General features: G+C 48.6%; 16 protein-coding genes. 15 read left to right on the top strand and 1 reads right to left on the bottom strand.

From position 1 onward, the window contains the following. The first annotated feature begins 17 nt into the window (after nt 1–17). A complete protein-coding gene (locus AC1DE7_RS27870; RefSeq protein WP_017691368.1) occupies nt 18–248 on the top strand; it encodes an anti-sigma-F factor Fin family protein in 231 nt (76 codons plus the stop codon). Here AC1DE7_RS27870 and AC1DE7_RS27865 read toward each other — a convergent pair. Continuing rightward, nucleotides 220–495, bottom strand: coding sequence for a hypothetical protein (locus AC1DE7_RS27865; RefSeq protein ID WP_353884221.1), 276 nt, complete (start codon nt 493–495; stop codon nt 220–222). The two genes, AC1DE7_RS27870 and AC1DE7_RS27865, sit on opposite strands and share 29 nt — an antisense overlap. Before the next feature lie 25 nt (nt 496–520). Between AC1DE7_RS27865 and mfd the strand changes: the two genes are divergently transcribed. From mfd to AC1DE7_RS27795, 14 genes are all read left to right on the top strand, one after another. Continuing rightward, entirely contained in the window at nt 521–4048 is a 3528-nt protein-coding gene (gene mfd / locus AC1DE7_RS27860; RefSeq protein ID WP_477535632.1) for a transcription-repair coupling factor, read from the top strand. Then, a complete protein-coding gene (locus tag AC1DE7_RS27855) occupies nt 4032–5192 on the top strand; it encodes a peptidylprolyl isomerase (RefSeq protein WP_477535631.1) in 1161 nt (386 codons plus the stop codon). The genes mfd and AC1DE7_RS27855 overlap by 17 nt, the downstream gene beginning before the upstream one ends. Before the next feature lie 331 nt (nt 5193–5523). Continuing rightward, nucleotides 5524–6066, top strand: a complete 543-nt coding sequence (spoVT, locus tag AC1DE7_RS27850) for a stage V sporulation protein T (protein WP_036606123.1) — start codon at nt 5524–5526, stop codon at nt 6064–6066. A gap of 166 nt (nt 6067–6232) precedes the next feature. Next, on the top strand, nt 6233–7981 hold the full coding sequence (locus AC1DE7_RS27845; RefSeq protein ID WP_477535630.1) for a putative polysaccharide biosynthesis protein: 1749 nt from the start codon (nt 6233–6235) through the stop codon (nt 7979–7981). Between the two features lie 148 nt (nt 7982–8129). Next, nucleotides 8130–9623: a bifunctional methyltransferase/pyrophosphohydrolase YabN gene (gene yabN / locus AC1DE7_RS27840; protein ID WP_477535629.1), complete on the top strand. Its 1494-nt coding sequence runs from the start codon at nt 8130–8132 to the stop codon at nt 9621–9623. A gap of 308 nt (nt 9624–9931) precedes the next feature. Beyond that, nucleotides 9932–10204: an HU family DNA-binding protein gene (locus AC1DE7_RS27835; RefSeq protein ID WP_017691362.1), complete on the top strand. Its 273-nt coding sequence runs from the start codon at nt 9932–9934 to the stop codon at nt 10202–10204. Then, nucleotides 10204–10482, top strand: coding sequence for an RNA-binding S4 domain-containing protein (locus tag AC1DE7_RS27830; RefSeq protein ID WP_036606120.1), 279 nt, complete (start codon nt 10204–10206; stop codon nt 10480–10482). Before AC1DE7_RS27835 ends, AC1DE7_RS27830 begins: the two co-directional genes overlap by 1 nt. Nucleotides 10483–10654: 172 nt before the next feature. After that, nucleotides 10655–10939: a sporulation protein YabP gene (gene yabP, locus AC1DE7_RS27825; protein WP_036606119.1), complete on the top strand. Its 285-nt coding sequence runs from the start codon at nt 10655–10657 to the stop codon at nt 10937–10939. Then, nucleotides 10936–11505, top strand: coding sequence for a spore cortex biosynthesis protein YabQ (gene yabQ, locus AC1DE7_RS27820; RefSeq protein WP_091039114.1), 570 nt, complete (start codon nt 10936–10938; stop codon nt 11503–11505). The genes yabP and yabQ overlap by 4 nt, the downstream gene beginning before the upstream one ends. A gap of 11 nt (nt 11506–11516) precedes the next feature. Continuing rightward, a complete protein-coding gene (locus AC1DE7_RS27815) occupies nt 11517–11852 on the top strand; it encodes an FtsB family cell division protein (protein WP_017691358.1) in 336 nt (111 codons plus the stop codon). A 198-nt stretch (nt 11853–12050) separates the two neighbouring features. Next, on the top strand, nt 12051–12581 hold the full coding sequence (locus AC1DE7_RS27810; protein WP_017691357.1) for a S1 domain-containing RNA-binding protein: 531 nt from the start codon (nt 12051–12053) through the stop codon (nt 12579–12581). A gap of 472 nt (nt 12582–13053) precedes the next feature. Beyond that, nucleotides 13054–15561: a stage II sporulation protein E gene (spoIIE, locus tag AC1DE7_RS27805; RefSeq protein ID WP_339284947.1), complete on the top strand. Its 2508-nt coding sequence runs from the start codon at nt 13054–13056 to the stop codon at nt 15559–15561. Nucleotides 15562–15646: 85 nt separating this feature from the next. Beyond that, nucleotides 15647–16399, top strand: a complete 753-nt coding sequence (locus AC1DE7_RS27800; RefSeq protein WP_036668461.1) for a VWA domain-containing protein — start codon at nt 15647–15649, stop codon at nt 16397–16399. Next, a complete protein-coding gene (locus AC1DE7_RS27795) occupies nt 16383–17330 on the top strand; it encodes a serine/threonine protein kinase (protein ID WP_036606117.1) in 948 nt (315 codons plus the stop codon). The genes AC1DE7_RS27800 and AC1DE7_RS27795 overlap by 17 nt, the downstream gene beginning before the upstream one ends. Nucleotides 17331–17354 lie beyond the last annotated feature (24 nt).

Raw genomic sequence — 17354 nt, 5'->3', positions numbered from 1 at the left:
GTTCAGGAGGCATAAACATGTCAGTGAATTACGTATGTAGGCATTGCCGTACCTTTATTGGACGAATCGATTCTGCCCGGATAACGGAAGTAGAGCTCGGCTTTCATTTCTTGACCCCCGACGAGCGGAGGGATATAATAGCGTATAATTCCGGTGGTGACATTACCGTTCGGATTACATGTGATTACTGTAAGGAAGCCCTGGAGCACAATCCGGAGCTTAGCCTGCTCGCGAGTCCGCTTCAGTAGACATCGCCTGTACAGGATCGAATGACAGTTGAGGGCGGTTGCGTAATAACGCTCCACCTTTTATAGCCTTGGCAGCCTGCTGAGGCTTCTTTTCAGTTGGCATAAAAGTCATGGCTATCTCGAAATCAGGCTCAGCCGCATCAACAGATGTGGCAATGTTGCGAGTAATCCGATATGATGAAACAGGACAAAAAGGAATTTGTATCCATTTTAATAGTGATGCTACGCGTATGCGTGAGATAATCAAGTAAGTTATAAGAGAGGTGCCCCTTTTGTTACAAGCACTTATACAGGCTTTTTCCAAAGATCCGGACTTCGGATCCATTACAGCCGGAATCAAGTCCGGCATGAAGGAACAATTGGTTTCGGGTTTATCCGGCTCGGCGCGTCAGATTATGCTGGCTGCCTTGCATCAGGAAATGAACCGACCATTGCTCGTAGTAACACATAATATGTTTTCAGCTCAAAAAATTGCAGAAGATTTACAGGAAGCGCTTTCACCTGATCAGGTGTTGATCTATCCTGCCAACGAACTTGTCGCTGCGGAAGCTGCTGTTTCCAGCCCGGAAACATTGGGTCAGCGTATTGATGTGTTGGTCCGTTGCGCCCAGGGATTCAGGGGCGTTGTTGTTATTCCTTTTTCCGGGGTAAGACGTTATGTTCCGCTTCCGGAAGTGATGGCCAATGCTCGAATTTTGATTAAACAGGGTAACACACTTCAACTGGACTCCTTCCTGCTGGAGATGGTAAAGCTCGGGTACGAGCGTGTGGAACGCGTGGAATCTCGTGGTGAGATGAGTGTACGCGGAGGTATCATCGACTTCTATCCGGTTACTTCATCGATCGCATATCGGGTGGAGTTATTTGATGATGAGATCGACTCCATTCGGACATTTGATCCAGCGGATCAGCGTTCGATTGAACGGATTGAAGAAGTTACGGTTTTACCATGCAAGGAGTTAATTGCAGATCGTGAACGTATGGAAAAGGCTGCCGATGCGGCTGCTCTTTTGCTGGAGCAACAACTGGAGAAAATGACAGACCGGCAGGCGAAGCTGCGTCTTCGTGAGGAAATTCACCGGGAGATTGAGCTTTTGCGGGAACACGTGTATTTCTCCGAAATGTATAAATATATTTCTCCGCTCTATCCGGAGAACAAAACGATCTACGACTATATGCCAGAAGATACCCTGCTGGTTCTTGATGAGCCTGCCAGACTATCGGAGACATCGAAACAGCTGGACCGTGATGAATCAGAGTGGAACCTACATTTGATGCAAAACGGAAAAACACTTCCGGATCTTCCATTATCCGCAGACGGTGATGAACTCTTGTATGAGCGTCCATTCCAGACGCTGTTTATGTCGATCTTTTTGCGCCAAGTTCCACACACTCAACCACAGAACATTCTGAACTTCATCAGTCGTGGCATGCAGGATTTCCATGGACAGATGAACGTACTGAAGGCAGAGATGGAGCGTTGGCAGAAGGCCGGAGTCAAAGTACTTATGCTGGCGAACGGTGAGGAGCGACTCGAGCGGATGCGCCGGGTACTGATGGACTATGATATTCCAGAACCAGAGATGATGATCGGTAATTTGCAAACGGGATTTGAAATGCCATCCATTCATTTGGCTGTTGTGACCGAGGGCGAGATGTTCTCGCAAAAACAGCGTAAAGTACGAAAACCGATTCGGAATGTAGATAATGCTGAACGGATCAAATCCTATAGCGAGCTAAAAGTGGGCGATTATGTCGTTCATCAGAACCACGGGATTGGTAAGTACCTGGGGATCGGCACCCTCGAGGTTGGCGGTATTCATAAGGACTACATGCATATTCTCTACGCGGGTGGAGACAAACTGTCTGTACCTATTGAGCAGATCGATCTGATTCAGAAATATGTTGGTTCCGAAGAGAAAGAACCGAAAATATACAAGCTGGGCGGCAATGAGTGGACACGGGTTAAAAATAAAGTCCGCACATCTGTACAGGATATTGCTGATGATCTAATTAAGCTGTATGCAGAGCGTCAGACCTCCAAAGGGTTTGGATTCGACAAGGATTCTGCGGAGCAGCAGGAATTTGAGGACATGTTCCCTTACGATGAGACACGTGATCAGGTGCGTGCGATCGAAGAAATCAAAAAGGACATGGAACAAAACCGTCCAATGGATCGTTTATTGTGTGGGGATGTTGGTTACGGCAAAACCGAGGTGGCTATTCGGGCTGCATTTAAAGCAGCTATTGAAGGCAAACAGGTGGCTGTACTCGTGCCAACAACCATATTGGCACAGCAGCATTTTGAGACGTTCCGTGAGCGCTTCTCCGGTTATCCGTTCAACATTCATGTGCTTAGCCGGTTCCGCTCCCGTAAAGAGCAGAATGAAACAGCCAAAGGCATCAAGGCAGGCACAGTGGATATTGTCATCGGGACACATCGATTGCTGTCGCAGGATCTGGTGTTCAAGGACCTGGGACTGCTCATTGTTGATGAAGAACAGCGCTTTGGTGTAACCCATAAGGAAAAACTGAAGAAGCTGAAAACCAATGTGGACGTGCTGACACTGACGGCAACGCCGATTCCGCGTACGCTTCATATGTCCATGCTGGGTGTGCGTGATCTGTCCGTTATCGAGACTCCACCAGAGAATCGTTTCCCGGTGCAGACCTATGTGGTTGAGCACAGCCAGGCGCTTGTACGTGAAGCCATTGAGCGTGAGCTTGCCCGTGGTGGGCAAGTGTATTACCTCTACAACCGTGTTCAGGGAATCCAGGAGATGGCAGCCGAAATTTCTGAACTTGTGCCTGAAGCCAAAGTTGGTGTAGGACATGGTCAGATGTCGGAAACAGAGCTGGAGAAAACGATTCTGGACTTCCTGGATGGTGAATATGACGTGCTTGTGAGCACAAGTATCATCGAGACCGGGGTAGATATTCCGAACGTAAATACACTGATCGTACATGATGCGGATAAAATGGGACTCTCCCAGCTGTATCAACTGCGCGGACGTGTGGGTCGTTCCAACCGTATTGCGTATGCCTATTTTACGTACCAACGGGATAAAGTGCTTACTGAAGTTGCTGAGAAACGTCTGCAATCAATCAAAGAATTTACCGAACTGGGTTCAGGATTCAAAATTGCCATGCGTGACTTGTCGATTCGTGGTGCGGGAAATCTGCTAGGAGCGGAGCAGCATGGTTTCATCGCTTCCGTCGGGTTTGATCTGTATTCCCAGATGCTCGCAGAGGAGATCAACAAACGCAAAGTTACGATGCTTGGCGAAGAGCCGGTACCTTCAGACCAGTGGAACACAACGCTGGATCTCAGTATCGATGCCTACTTGCCGTCCGATTATATCTATGACAGTATTCAGAAGATTGAGATCTACAAAAAAGTGGCGGTCATTGCATCCTTCGACGATGCGATGGAGTTGGAAGACGAATTGGTTGACCGATTCGGTGATCTTCCGGAAGCCGTCATTAACTTGCTGGCTGTTGCGCGGATGAAAGTATACGGCAAAATCTACGGTATTGAGTCCATTTCCCAACGTGGTGAGGACATTACCGTGAAGTTCTATGAAGGGCGTGAACATGCCTTTGAACTCTCGAAAATCGCGCACATTGGAAATCAGTTCGAAAGACGTGTACAATTTGAACAAGGACCCCATATGCTGATTCACGCTAAAGGCAAGGGGCTTGGGGATAAGCAACTGATGGAGCTGGTAGAGAAAATTCTGGAGTCCATGAAAACTGCTTTTAAATCAAAGGGGGAACTAAAGGATGTTACCAAAGTATAAAAAAGTAGGAAAAGTACTGTCTGTGAGCATGGTTGCAGTACTATCCTTATCACTGCTTGCTGCATGTGGCAAGAAGGAAGAAGCAAAAACACCTGAATCCACGGATACAAGTGCTGTAGTCGCTACGTATGATGGTGGTACTATTACAGCCAATGAATTCGATATGGAGCAACGTGTCATGAAATTCCTCTATCCGGAGTATGCACAAATGATGGATATGGACGATTTCAAAGAGTATCTGGTAAAACAGGAAGTTGCTTATGAATATCTGAGTGGCAAAGCAAGTGAAGAAGCCAAAACAGCAGGTACAAAAGCGGCAACTGAGCAATTCGATAAAATGAAAGCTTCTGTTCAGGCAGATCAATGGACAGAAATGCTCAAAGCTCAGAAACTGACTGACGACAACATTAAAAACTACATGACTCGGATCATGACAGTAATCAAAGATAAAGAAACAGGCGTTACGGACGATGCAATCAAGGCTGAGTTTGAGAAAAACAAAGATCAGTTCACAACGGCTTCCGTTCGTCACGTGCTGATTAACTTCACAGATCCAAAAACGCAAAAAGAGCGTAAAAAAGAAGATGCACTTAAAATTGCAAAAGAAGTAAAAACCAAGTTGGATGGCGGAGCTGATTTTGCTGAAATTGCAAAAAAATATTCCGAAGATCCAGGTTCTGCTGAAAAGGGTGGACTGTATGAAAATACACCTGTAGGTAGCTGGGTAGAGGCATTTAAGGAAGCTGCAAAAACATTGCCACTGAACAAAATCAGTGATCCAGTAGAGACAGAGTACGGTTACCACGTCATGAAAGTGGAAGCTCGTACAGAAGCTGACTTTGCCAAATTAACGGCTGAACAAAAAGAAAGTCTGAAGAGCCAATTGGCTGCAGCTGAAATCGATACGTTCATGCAAAATGAATTGGACAAAATCGTAAAAGAAGTTAAACTGCCAAAAACAGAAAAAGCTGAAGAAGGTAAGACTGAAGGCACAACTGAAGGCACTACGGGTACAGGAACTGAAGGAGAAAAAACAACCGAACCAAAAACGGATGACTCCACAGGTACGGATACCAAGACTGACCAAGGTACGACTGGAACAGACAAAGATGCAACTACAGATGAAGGTACAAGCAGCAAGTAAGCTGGTAAAATTGCTGTGTTAGCATACGTTCAGGGGTTAAATTCGCCCGAATGAATGCCTTGTACTTCGTAAATATGGACAACCATGCAGAGAAGCAAGGGGAGGACTTAGGACCTCCTTCTTGCTTCTTCTTGTATACATTCAAGCCGTGTGGGTACATGGTCGCCTTCTTCGAAAGTTACACAACTATATTCTCCGAAGCATGTATAAGGAAATGGGAACAGATGAATACTATGGTCAAGATATCACACTAAACGTTCTGGGACTTTCCTCTACCCATTAAGGAACAGTAGTTGAAAAATCTTCTCGAGAAAGTGGGGCAACATGTGAAATGAAAGCTACTGGTATTGTCCGCCGTATAGATGACCTTGGTCGTGTGGTCATTCCAAAAGAAATCCGCCGTACGTTACGTATTCGTGAAGGTGATCCACTGGAAATTTTCGTGGATCGTGATGGAGAAGTTATCCTTAAAAAATATTCGCCAATTGGCGAACTTGGTGATTTTGCCAAAGAATATGCAGAATCCCTGTATGAGAGTACAGGACATGTAACGATGATTTCTGACCGGGATACCATTATCACGGTGGCAGGCGGCTCCAAGAAAGAATATTTGGACAAGCAGGTAGGTCAACTGTTGGAAGGTTGTATGGAAAACAGGAAGACCATTCTGGAAACAAACAATGGTTCTTATGAACTTAGCAAAGATCATGACGAGACGTTATCCTCTTTTGTTATTGCGCCGATTATTTCAGGTGGTGACCCCATCGGAACGGTTATCCTGTTCAATAAGGACGAATCGGTGAAGATGTCTCAGATGGAAGTGAAGATGTCCGAGACAGCTGCTGGTTTCCTTGGCAAGCAAATGGAACAATAGACCGCAGATCAACTCCTGGTGCCCTGTCTTGGGCATACGGGAGTTTTTGCGTTTTAAGGGACAACGAAGTTAATCCGGATGATTGTGATGGGGGAGGGTTAGTCTGTGTGCCTTCAGGCAGTTATAATAGCAAGGTATGCTTAAAAGGATTACGCGGGAGGGACATATGAAACAGCCGTCTACAGGCTCAAGGCTGCTACAGGGTGCATTTATACTTGGGCTTGCTGCCATTATCTCTAAAATCATTGGTGCTTTTCAGAAGATTCCGCTGCAGAACCTGGGGGGAGACGGTGTATTTGGCATCTACAATACGGTGTATCCGTTATATATGCTCATTATCACGCTTGCTGCTGCAGGACTGCCGCTGGCCGTATCCAAATTCGTAGCAGAACAGAACGCACTCGGAAGACCAGACGAGAGCAGAAGAATTATTCGACTATCTTCCCTACTGCTCGGGGGAATTGGAATTATAATGGCGCTTTTGATGTATGCAGGTGCGCCGCTGATCGCTGACATGATTGGCAACCGCCATGTGGTTCCATCGATTCGTGCTGCTTCATGGGCGTTATTGTTCGTACCGGTGATGACAGGGCTGCGGGGATATTTTCAGGGATTACAACAGATGGTTCCAACAGCAGTATCACAAGTGGTGGAGCAGACGATACGTGTCACCGTCATGATTGTTCTTCTTCTGTGGTTGATGAGACGGGACGCTTCGCTTGAGACTATTGCCGCTGGCGCCATGATGGGCTCCGTTGCTGGTGGAATGGTTGGGCTGTTAACCATGTTAGGGTACATGGTCCGTCATCGGCGGAAAGGCAGAGAAGTGGTCACCGAACAATTGGATTCGGAATGGAGCAGTAACAGTGGAGAGGTTGGATCAGATCATCATGAGCGCCAGGAGAATACACCGGTTACGCCGCTGAAGAAAACGGTGATTGCTATTAATCCCGCTCTGGGAGAACGGTCACGATCCAACGGGGAATGGATCAAGATGCTACTCATGTATGCCATTCCCGTATGTCTCGGGTCACTGGCCGTACCACTGATGAATCTGGTGGATACCTTCACCGTGCCCCGATTGCTGCGGGGAGAAGGACTGGACGAGCTTCAGTCGATGGTTTCCTTCGGCATCTACAACCGTGGATTGCCGCTGGTTCAACTGGTGACGATGCTTGCCACGTCACTATCTGTGCTGTTTATTCCGGCGATGGCGGAAGCCCGGTTAAAGGGCGGGCCAGAAGCCGTCCGGCAGCAAGCAGGCCTCGCGCTGCGCTGGTTCTGGTTGATCGGCCTGGCGGCATCCGCGGGTCTCGCGGTGCTGGCGGAGCCGATTAACCGCATGCTGTACGGAGATGCCGCAGGCACCGAAGCACTGCGGTACATGGCGCTGACGGCTGCGGGCAGCACCGTCAGCATTATTGCGGCGGCGCTGCTGCAAGGCCTCGGCGCCGTGCGCGCACCCGCGTTCAGCATGCTGGCCGCCGCAGGCGTCAAGGCGCTGCTGAACGTCATGCTTGTGCCGGCGCTGGGCATCAGCGGCGCGGCCCTGGCAGGCGCAGTCGCCTACATGCTGGCGGCTGGCCTGAATGTGGCGCTGCTGGCGCGACTTGTCGCCCTGCGCCCTGCCCCTGGCGCCGTTCTGGCGAAGCCGGCGCTGGTGATCGCCGCCATGAGTCTGGCGGCGTTAGGCACGGCCTGGGCCGCCGAAGCCGTGCTCGGCGGCATGGGTGTCGCGGCCGACCGCAGGCTGGCCGCGATGGGCGTGAGCCTGCTGGGCATTGCCGCAGGCTCGGCCGTGTTCTTGCTGGCGGCGGCCCGGACAGGGCTACTGACCGCCGCGGAGCTGGCGGCTGTGCCCAAGTTGGGGCCTCGCCTTGCCAAGCTACTGCGCAGACTGCGTGTGCTGCGCTAGCTCCATGCTCACGGTGCTTCTACACCCAGCACAGCGAATATGCAATTATAGGATATCGAATGATTCTGGTATAATACGTGTAATTAGTCCTGTTCAGGCATGATGAATCATTGAGCTGGACAGGATAGTCCGGATGGAGGTTTACGTAATGAGTGCAGCTTTAACCGTAGTGGGTCTTGGATCTGGAGATGTAGACCAACTGACCGTAGGTATTATCAAAAAAATGAAACATGCAGCTACGCTGTATGTACGTACCCTGGATCATCCCGTTTTGAATGATCTGAAGCAAGAGGGACTGGTAATGACCTCATTTGATGCCATCTATGAGGCGAAGTCCTCCTTCCCCGAGGTGTATGATGAGATCGCGAACCAACTGATAGAGGCTGCTCGTAAGGGTGAGGCCGGAACCGAAGTTGTGTATGCCGTTCCGGGTCATCCCATGGTGGCAGAAGCAAGTGTGCGCCTACTCAAAGAGCGTTGTCCGCAGATGGGTATTTCACTGCGTGTGATGGGCGGGGAGAGCTTCCTAGATGAAGCTTTTATACGACTTGGATTCGATCCAATCGAAGGTTTTCAACTTCTGGATGCCAGCAGCCTGAACACGGAACTGGTACAACCACAGCTACATACGTTGATCGGACAAGTCTACGATGTGTTCACTGCTTCGGATGTGAAGCTATGCCTGATGGAGGTTTACCCGGATGATTATCCGGTATTTGTGGGTCATGCGTTGGGTGTGCAGGGTCAGGAGGTCATTCACAAGATTCCATTGCACGAACTGGACCGGATCGAAGGGTACGGCAATCTGTCACTGATCTATGTACCGAAGAACACCGATGATGCCTTGCGTCGCAGATCCTTTGCGCGTTTGCATGAGATCGTCAATATTCTTCGCAGTCCGGGTGGCTGTCCATGGGATCAGGAGCAGACGCATCAATCCATTCGCAAAAACCTGATTGAAGAGACCTATGAGGTCATTGAGACGATCGATGAGGATGACCCCGACCATATGAAAGAAGAGCTGGGTGATCTGCTGCTGCAGATTTTATTGCATTCCCAGATGGAAGAAGAAGTAGGCACATTTAATGTGTATGATGTCATCGAAGGTTTGAATGATAAGCTGATCTTCCGCCATCCACATGTTTTTGGTGATAATAAGGCAGAAGACGCGAATGAAGCTCTTCAGAACTGGGAACAGATGAAGGCAGAGGAGAAGAAGCGCAAAGGCCAGGATCAGCAGAAGGTTTCCGTGCTGGATGGTATACCGCGTGACTTGCCTGCATTGATGAAGGGATACAAGTTACAGAAGAAAGCAGCCAAAGTAGGCTTTGACTGGGATGATGTTGAAGGTGTGTTTGCCAAGATCGAGGAAGAACTGGCGGAGTTGAAAGAAGCGGTGCAACAAGGCCAGTCTGCGGAAGAACGGAAGCTTGAACTGGGTGATTTGTTATTCGCAGCCGCAAACGTTGCAAGATTCATCGATACGGACCCGGAAGAGGCGCTTGCTGCGACCAACCGGAAGTTCATCGGGCGGTTCCAGTACATCGAAGAGCGTCTTCGCGAACAGGGAAGAACACCAGCAGATAGCAATGTAGAAGAGATGGAGCAATTCTGGCAGGATGCGAAGAAGGCAGGATTATAACAGGTTCAATTTTCTGGGAAAAGCCAGATAACCTTATTCCATTCATGCTATGCAGTGTGTTATGATATACGAACATGTGTTCATCTGGGTTGACTGGGATAGGTGTTTAGCGGCGGATGGTTTCGGGTACTGGTCTTAGACTGTTGCCTGCGGACCATCGACAAAAAGCTAAAAAAAGTCGCGGACTAAGGCAGGATTTCAGATGCCAAGCCAGAATACATGTGTAGTAACCTAACGCGAATCAGCGGCAGTCGATGTATTGTCAGGAATCGCAGATACTTTTTTTTCAATTTGGGAGGCTTTTAAAAATGAACAAAACAGATCTGATTAACAACATTTCAACCAAAAGTGGTTTGACTAAAAAAGACGTTGAGTCCGTATTGAACGGCTTTTTGGGAGAAATTACAGATGCACTTGCCAGCGGAGACAAAGTACAATTGATCGGCTTTGGCACTTTTGAGACCCGCAAACGTTCCGGTCGTACCGGACGTAACCCACAAACAGGGAATGAAATCGTGATTCCTGAGTCCACTGTTCCTGCATTCAAAGCAGGCAACAAACTTAAAGAAGCCGTAAAATAATGCGTCTTGATAAATTCCTGAAGGTCTCCCGGCTAATCAAACGCCGCACTGTGGCCAAGGACGTCTCTGAACAGGGACGTGTTCTGGTGAACGGACGTGAAGCTAAGCCCAGCGCCGCTGTCAAAGTGGGCGATGAGCTGACGGTTCAGTTCGGTCAGAAACTGGTCACTGTGAAGGTGGAACGAATTGCCGAGAGTACCAAGAAGGATGAGGCGAGCAGCCTCTACACCTTGGTGAAGGAAGAGCCGATCGCCAAGGATAACGGAATGAACTGGTAACAGTACATCTGGTATAAATATTCATTCAATGCAAGTTGAATCGAAACGTCCTCCTGTAACAGGGAAGGGCGTTTTTGTTTTTTACTGGATGCCGGGTTATTTGTTCAACAACGCTGGTTCTATTCCAACCTCCACACCCATAAGCTAGGTGTAAGAAGGAGGGGTACATGCCATGGTTGAGCACGGTAAGGCCAAACAGCATCATCTAAGCATGCAGAATCGGAAACTGCTGGATCTGACGGGTGTCTCCAACGTGGAGAGCTTCGACAGTGAGGAATTTTTGCTGCAGACTGAACTTGGGCATCTGACCATCCGGGGGCACAATTTACATATCAAAAACCTGAGCCTGGAGGAAGGTCTGTTATCCATTGAAGGCACTGTCAGTTCGCTCCAATATCTGGATCCCGGTTCCCAGTCCAAAAATGGTAAAGGCCTGTTTGGCAAGATGTTCCGATGAGTCCGGATACTCAATGGATCACATTGATGTGGATGCTTACTTCGGGGGTCGTGATGGGAATGGCCTACGACAGTTACCGGGTACTGTCCGGACAGCTGCGGTTTCCGAGATGGAGTATTCACACACTCGATCTGTTGTACTGGGTTGCTTCCGCGCTGTTCGTTTTTCGGATGCTATACGCCGGAAACCACGGACAGTTGCGGTTTTATGTCTTTTTGGGGCTGATTATAGGGGTTTGCTTCTATTTTTGGCTTTTAAGTGTTACAACCCAGCGTTTTGTGGTAATGTTAATTAAACTCGCAAGAACGCTGATTCATTGGTGTGGACATATCCTTAACATCCTGATCGTTATGCCGGTTAAAGGAATTTATAAGTTAATCCGCGTATTATTCGGTTTTGTAATTGCGATACTATTATTCCTGGGCAGGCTGGTGCTACAGTGTTTGGTACCTTTCGGCAAGTTGTTCCGCTGGATGTTTAGGCCGCTCCTGAAACATTGGGTAACGCCACGCTTCATGATCCGTGTGGGTACAAGAATTGCAGCGATGTGGAAACGCTGGTTTTAAGGAGGTCCGTAATGGGTAAAACACCTGTGGGCAGATCAAAGGCTCCAACTAACCAAGGAAAATCTGCCGGTGCAAAAAGGCGCCTCATGCTTTGGATGACGTTTATGATTGTATTTGTAATATGGGCAGGATATACATTCCTTGTGCAGACTGCACAAATTTCGGACAAGAGTTCTCATCTGGCCACTCAGCAAGCTTCAAAGGAAGATACGTTGAAGAAGCTGGAACAGTTGAAGTACGAAGTCAGCCGGTTGAATGACCCTGAATACATAGGACAGCTGGCACGGAAAAAAGGATATTATCTTCCTGAGGAAACGCCGATACAGGTTGAAGAGTCAGGGAACTGATGGAATTCGGTCTATTACCGAGCTAGGTTTGTTATCCGTGTGTCTGAAGCCGTTAAACCGGAAAAAATAGGCTCTCTGATGGGGTAGTGTTCAGTTGACCTTGGTTTATGGCATAAGGTATAATTACATTAGCGCAGCATTGATTTTGGCATTCAAAAAATCGGGTTGTATATTTTTAAGGGAGGATCATTTTATTCTATGGCAATTGAAGTGGGCACCAAGTTAGAGGGCAAGGTGACAGGAATCACGCATTTTGGAGCATTTGTGGATCTGTCAGGAGGTGTCACGGGTCTCGTTCACATCTCGGAAATCGCCGACAATTACGTCAAAGATGTCAACGACCACCTGAAGCTGAATGACCTCGTTACAGTGAAGGTTATCAACGTTGACAAGGATGGCAAGATCGGACTTTCCATTAAGCAAGCTGTTGACAAACCGGTTGAGCAACAAACCCAATCTAGACCCCCGAGAGCTCCTAGACCGGAACGCAGTGGAGGAGATCGCGAACGATTCAGCGGCGGAGGCCCAAGTGGTGGCCAAGGTCGTGGTGGTGGCGGCGGTGGATTTAACCGTGGTGACCGCGGAGGCCGTTCTTTCAAGCCCGCAGCAGGCAAACCTTCATTTGAGGATAAAATGTCACGCTTCCTGAAAGATAGTGAAGAGCGGATCTCTTCGCTTAAGAAGAACACAGAAGGCAAACGCGGAGGCCGTGGAGCAAAGCGTGTGTAATCTGTCACAACCTGATCTAAACATATAAGTAAAACCGTTAGCCCATGGGCTAACGGTTTTTTTGCGTTTCTTTCACAGATAAGTAGTTGAATAGCTTTTTTTGTAAGGTGAAGCTCCATATCCCCAGTTTTTCTGCACGGCAAAATGAAACCATAAGAACATTTGTCGTCTACCATTTTTTACCGACAGGTTTCCGTGGCATTCCACAGTTATCCTGCTCAAATGGTGGCGAGACCAAACCATCTCCGGTTCAAAATCAGACATTCCGATTGTCGGAATCAAGTAGGAGAATGAATGAAACCACAATAAGGCCGGGGTTTCGCTCCACCGCGCCAGGCTTGTTTCTTTTGTCGTAAACTTTTTGGACCCTGCCCACCTATTCTGACAAACTACGTCTTCTAATCTATCTATAATCAGAACCATCGAGAACGAAACACGAAAATTCAAATTAATCGAATGGGGTGCCTTGAGGATGATGGAAAAGTGGAATGTCATTCAATTTCCGGGAATGAAAGCAGGTAAAGGAGGTACGGAAGCTCGGGAGGAGCTGTCGGTACGTCTGAAACAATGGCTTGGCTCCCGCAAGGCTGTCCAGATGGTTGCTTCCCGCAAATGGGTACTGTTGCTTACGTTTATGGGGTTCCTGCTCGGAAAGGCAATGATCCTGAATGAGTTATCTCCCTTTGCCATTGCTTACTTCGCCGTAATTGCTTTCATGCGCAGGGATTACATCATTCCGGTAGGCGCCGCTCTACTCGCAGGTAGTCTCTTTGCACCGTTTCCAGTACCACTCATTGTTGCATCGGAGATCGCCATCTTTTATCTGCTCTTCCGCGGTCTGGAGTCATATGATCGTGCTGAGTTATCTTATGCACCAACGATGGTGTTTACGACTACATTTATGGTCAAGTTATTCGCGGTTGTGATTGGATCATCCTTCAGCTGGTACGCGATGCTGATGCTCACGATGGATTCGATATTAAGTTTCGTGCTCACCCTTGTTTTTATACAAGCCATACCGATCTTCACTTACCGCAAAAAAAAGTTCAGCCTAAAGAACGAGGAGATCCTCTGCCTGATCATATTGCTCGCTTCCGTTATGACGGGAGCCGTAGGGTGGACCATTCAGTCTTTATCCGTCGAGCATATGCTCTCCCGTTATCTCATATTAATCTTTGCGCTGGTGGGCGGAGCCCCCCTTGGAGCCTCAGTTGGGGTCATTACCGGCTTGATTCTGAGTCTGGCTGACATGTCAGCGGTGTATCAGATGAGCCTGCTTGCTTTTGCCGGGATGCTGGCGGGTATGCTTCGAGAAGGCAAACGTGCGGCGGTTGCACTGGGCATGCTACTGGGTTCGTCCATTCTATCCATATATCTGGGCGGACCGGGCGATGTGATGAACTCATTATGGGAGACGTGTGCAGCTATCGTACTATTCATGTTAACACCTAAAAGCCTGATGACGGCGATATCCAAATATGTACCGGGTACGCAGGATCATACCAAATCGCAGCATGAGTATGCCAAACGGATACGGGATATCACGGCAGAACGGGTAACCCGGTTCTCACAGGTATTCCGTCAATTGTCACGTAGCTTTGATCAGATGTCCGGTGCAGGGGAGCAGGTACAGAAAGAAGGTGGAATGGACCATTTCATGAATGCGGTTGCCGAGGGCACATGTGCAAGCTGCTTCAAGCGTACACAATGCTGGGATGCGAAGTTTATTCAAACCTACAAATATATGACGGACGTGATGAGTACGATTGAAGGAAACCCGGAGATTTCAGGCAAGCAGATTCCAGTCGACTGGAACAGGGTGTGTGCGAAACCGGAAGAGGTCCTTGAAGTCATGCGTGCCCAGTATGGACTGCATCAACATAACATGCAATGGAAGCGTCAAATTATCGATAGCCGGCAGCTGGTTGCAGAGCAATTGTCCGGTGTATCTCAGGTCATGGAGGACCTGGCCAAAGAAATTCAGCGGGAAAGTGATGAGATGGTACAGCAGGAGGAGCAGATTCGGGACGCACTGGAGTCACTGGGCTTGTCCATTCACTCCATTGAGATCATCAATCTGGAAGCGGGCAATGTAGAGATTGAGATTGTACATGCATATACACGTGGATTCGATGAGTGCCGGAAAATGATTGCTCCGCTGATCTCGGATGTACTGGACGAGCATATTGCCGTCTTGCATGAGACCATGACCGATCCTCGTCAGGGACTGGCAACCGTCACGTTTGGTTCGGCCAAAACCTTCGAGGTTACCACGGGTGTTGCTGCCGCCGCAAAAGGGGGAGATGTGATGTCAGGCGACAGCTTCAGTACGGTTGAGTTAGGCAACGGTACATTCGCAGTGGCGCTCAGTGATGGAATGGGCAATGGAGAACGGGCACGCATGGAGAGCAGCGCGGCGCTGAACATACTGGAACAGTTGCTACAGTCCGGCATGGACGAGAAACTGGCGATCAAATCCGTGAACTCCGTTCTGATGCTGCGCTCCCCTGAAGAGATGTATGCCACAGTGGATATGGCGCTGATCGATGAATATACGGCAGAGACCACGTTTATGAAAATCGGATCGACGCCAAGTTTTATCAAACGAGGACAGGAGGTTATTCAGGTTTCAGCCAGCAATCTGCCAATCGGTATTATTAAAGATATTGAAGTGGATCTGGTGACGGTACAGCTTCAGCCGGGGGATATCCTCATTATGATGACGGATGGCATCTATGATGCACCGGGGTATGCGGTGAACAAAGAGTTATGGATGAAACGGCTCATTCAAGAGATTGATACAGATGATCCACAAGATTTGGCCGATTGCCTGCTTGAAAGTGTCATAAGATATCAGCAGCATGAGATATTGGATGATATGACCGTCGTTGTTGGAAAAGTAGAGCATTTCCGCCCTGAATGGGCCACACTGCGTGTGCCTGGCATCAACCGGATGGAGCGTCCACGGACCGTCAGTTAATTGCATATTCTTCTGTTTGAAGTCTCTTCATTCTGGCAATGCTAGTCATAGAGTTGGAGAGTAACGAATAACGGAGGGATATCGGATGAAGCAAATCTTATTGATCACCGACGGTTGTTCCAATGTAGGACCAAGTCCAGTGCTGGCAGCGGCCGAAGCGCTGGAAGAGGGGATTACGGTTAATGTGGTTGGCGTGATTGATTATGGAACCATTGGTGAGTTGGGTAGCCGGGAGATTGAGGATATTGCCAGAGCTGGAGGTGGAATCAGCCAAATTGTAGGTACACGTCAGCTTGCCCATACGATGCAGATGATGACAAGGAAAACGGTGGTTCAGACCATTCAGCAGGCGGTTAATAGAGAGTTAACACAAATTTTGGGAGAGAAGGAGCCCAAAACGGTAACCGATCTGGAGCCTGCACAACGCGCCCGGGTCGTGGAAGTGATGGATGATATGGCTGAAACTACAGCCTTACAGGTTATATTGTTAATAGACGTTAGCGCCAGCATGAAGCCCAAACTGGCTGCGGTAGAAGAAGGCATTCGTGATTTAATGTTAAGTTTGCAGGCGCGTATAGGTCAGAGCAAGCTTTCCGTATTTCATTTTCCCGGACGACACAGCGGAGAAGATGCGGTAATGGATATTGACTGGACAACGGATCCAGGCCGTGTTCGGTCCTTGTTTGGAAGGTTGCAGATGAAGGGTGCAACGCCGACAGGTCCTGCAATTCAGAAGGTGATTGATTTTTACCGTTATGGTACACTGGAGAAACAGCAGGAAATAGAAGGGAACTATCGCATTGAAAGAGAAGGGATGCTCGGTGACAACGTTGTCTGACGCCTCTTTCCCACCAGGAACAGTGGTTACAGGGAAATGGAATCGCAGTCGTTACACGATTCGGAAGCTACTGGGCAAAGGAGCTAATGGCATCGTTTTTCTTGTCCAACGGGGTGAAAATGGCAAACACTACGCGTTAAAAATGGGATTTGATCCGGTTGATCTGCAATCGGAAGTCAATGTACTCAAATCTTTTCAACTACAGCGTAATCATGAGGCCCTTCGGCAGAGCGGCATTCCTTCCTATCTTAAAGATGTGGATGATTATGCCGTTCGTGGCCGGGATATTCCCTTTTATGTGATGCGTTACGTTAGAGGTGAGGCACTTCATCACTTTATTCGGCGTCAGGGGACAGACTGGACACTTCTGGTGGGACTTAGACTCTTGCAGAAGCTGGCACAATTGCATCAGGCGGGATGGGTGTTTGGTGATCTCAAACCTCAGAATGTGTTGGTATCCGACTATGGGCAGGTGGAATTGATCGACTACGGCGGAGTTACGTCGATTGGTCGAAGCGTCAAACAGTTCACCGAATGGTATGATCGGGGCTTCTGGAATGCAGGCAGCCGTACGGCAGATGGTACCTATGATGTATTTGCATTTGCATTATTATTGATTCATGTACTTGAAGCAGACGCGCTCAAGGCACTGGCGGCCGAAGGATTACCGCAACTGCGAAGTGTGAATCAGCTCGTAGCGCTGGTGGAGCGCAGTGAACGACTGGGTCCTTTTCGCAATTGGACAACTCAGGCATTACGAGGTCAGTTTCGTGATGCAGGTCATGCGGCACAAGGGTGGAAGGAAATGATGGCACGCCCCACGCCTCTCCGCCGTCGTTCCAAAAGTACCACACCGCGCTGGCTTATGAACGCATTCGCTGTATCTGTGATATTACTTATTGGAGTGCTCATCTATGCACTACTTTTCTGATCTGTGAGAGTGCATATACATAAC

The organism is Paenibacillus sp. 10L310 (genome assembly GCF_056395745.1).
This window is presented reverse-complemented; position numbering and strand designations above follow the sequence as displayed.

Excerpts from the sequence above, each read along its gene's own strand:
- spoIIE (WP_339284947.1), top strand. The coding sequence starts at position 13,054 with ATGATGGAAAAGTGGAATGTCATTCAATTTCCGGGAATGAAAGCAGGT.
- yabN (WP_477535629.1), top strand. The coding sequence starts at position 8,130 with ATGAGTGCAGCTTTAACCGTAGTGGGTCTTGGATCTGGAGATGTAGAC.
- AC1DE7_RS27835 (WP_017691362.1), top strand. The coding sequence starts at position 9,932 with ATGAACAAAACAGATCTGATTAACAACATTTCAACCAAAAGTGGTTTG.
- AC1DE7_RS27800 (WP_036668461.1), top strand. The coding sequence starts at position 15,647 with ATGAAGCAAATCTTATTGATCACCGACGGTTGTTCCAATGTAGGACCA.
- AC1DE7_RS27870 (WP_017691368.1), top strand. The coding sequence starts at position 18 with ATGTCAGTGAATTACGTATGTAGGCATTGCCGTACCTTTATTGGACGA.
- spoVT (WP_036606123.1), top strand. The coding sequence starts at position 5,524 with ATGAAAGCTACTGGTATTGTCCGCCGTATAGATGACCTTGGTCGTGTG.
- yabP (WP_036606119.1), top strand. The coding sequence starts at position 10,655 with ATGGTTGAGCACGGTAAGGCCAAACAGCATCATCTAAGCATGCAGAAT.
- AC1DE7_RS27845 (WP_477535630.1), top strand. The coding sequence starts at position 6,233 with ATGAAACAGCCGTCTACAGGCTCAAGGCTGCTACAGGGTGCATTTATA.
- AC1DE7_RS27815 (WP_017691358.1), top strand. The coding sequence starts at position 11,517 with ATGGGTAAAACACCTGTGGGCAGATCAAAGGCTCCAACTAACCAAGGA.
- AC1DE7_RS27810 (WP_017691357.1), top strand. The coding sequence starts at position 12,051 with ATGGCAATTGAAGTGGGCACCAAGTTAGAGGGCAAGGTGACAGGAATC.
- AC1DE7_RS27855 (WP_477535631.1), top strand. The coding sequence starts at position 4,032 with ATGTTACCAAAGTATAAAAAAGTAGGAAAAGTACTGTCTGTGAGCATG.
- yabQ (WP_091039114.1), top strand. The coding sequence starts at position 10,936 with ATGAGTCCGGATACTCAATGGATCACATTGATGTGGATGCTTACTTCG.
- AC1DE7_RS27830 (WP_036606120.1), top strand. The coding sequence starts at position 10,204 with ATGCGTCTTGATAAATTCCTGAAGGTCTCCCGGCTAATCAAACGCCGC.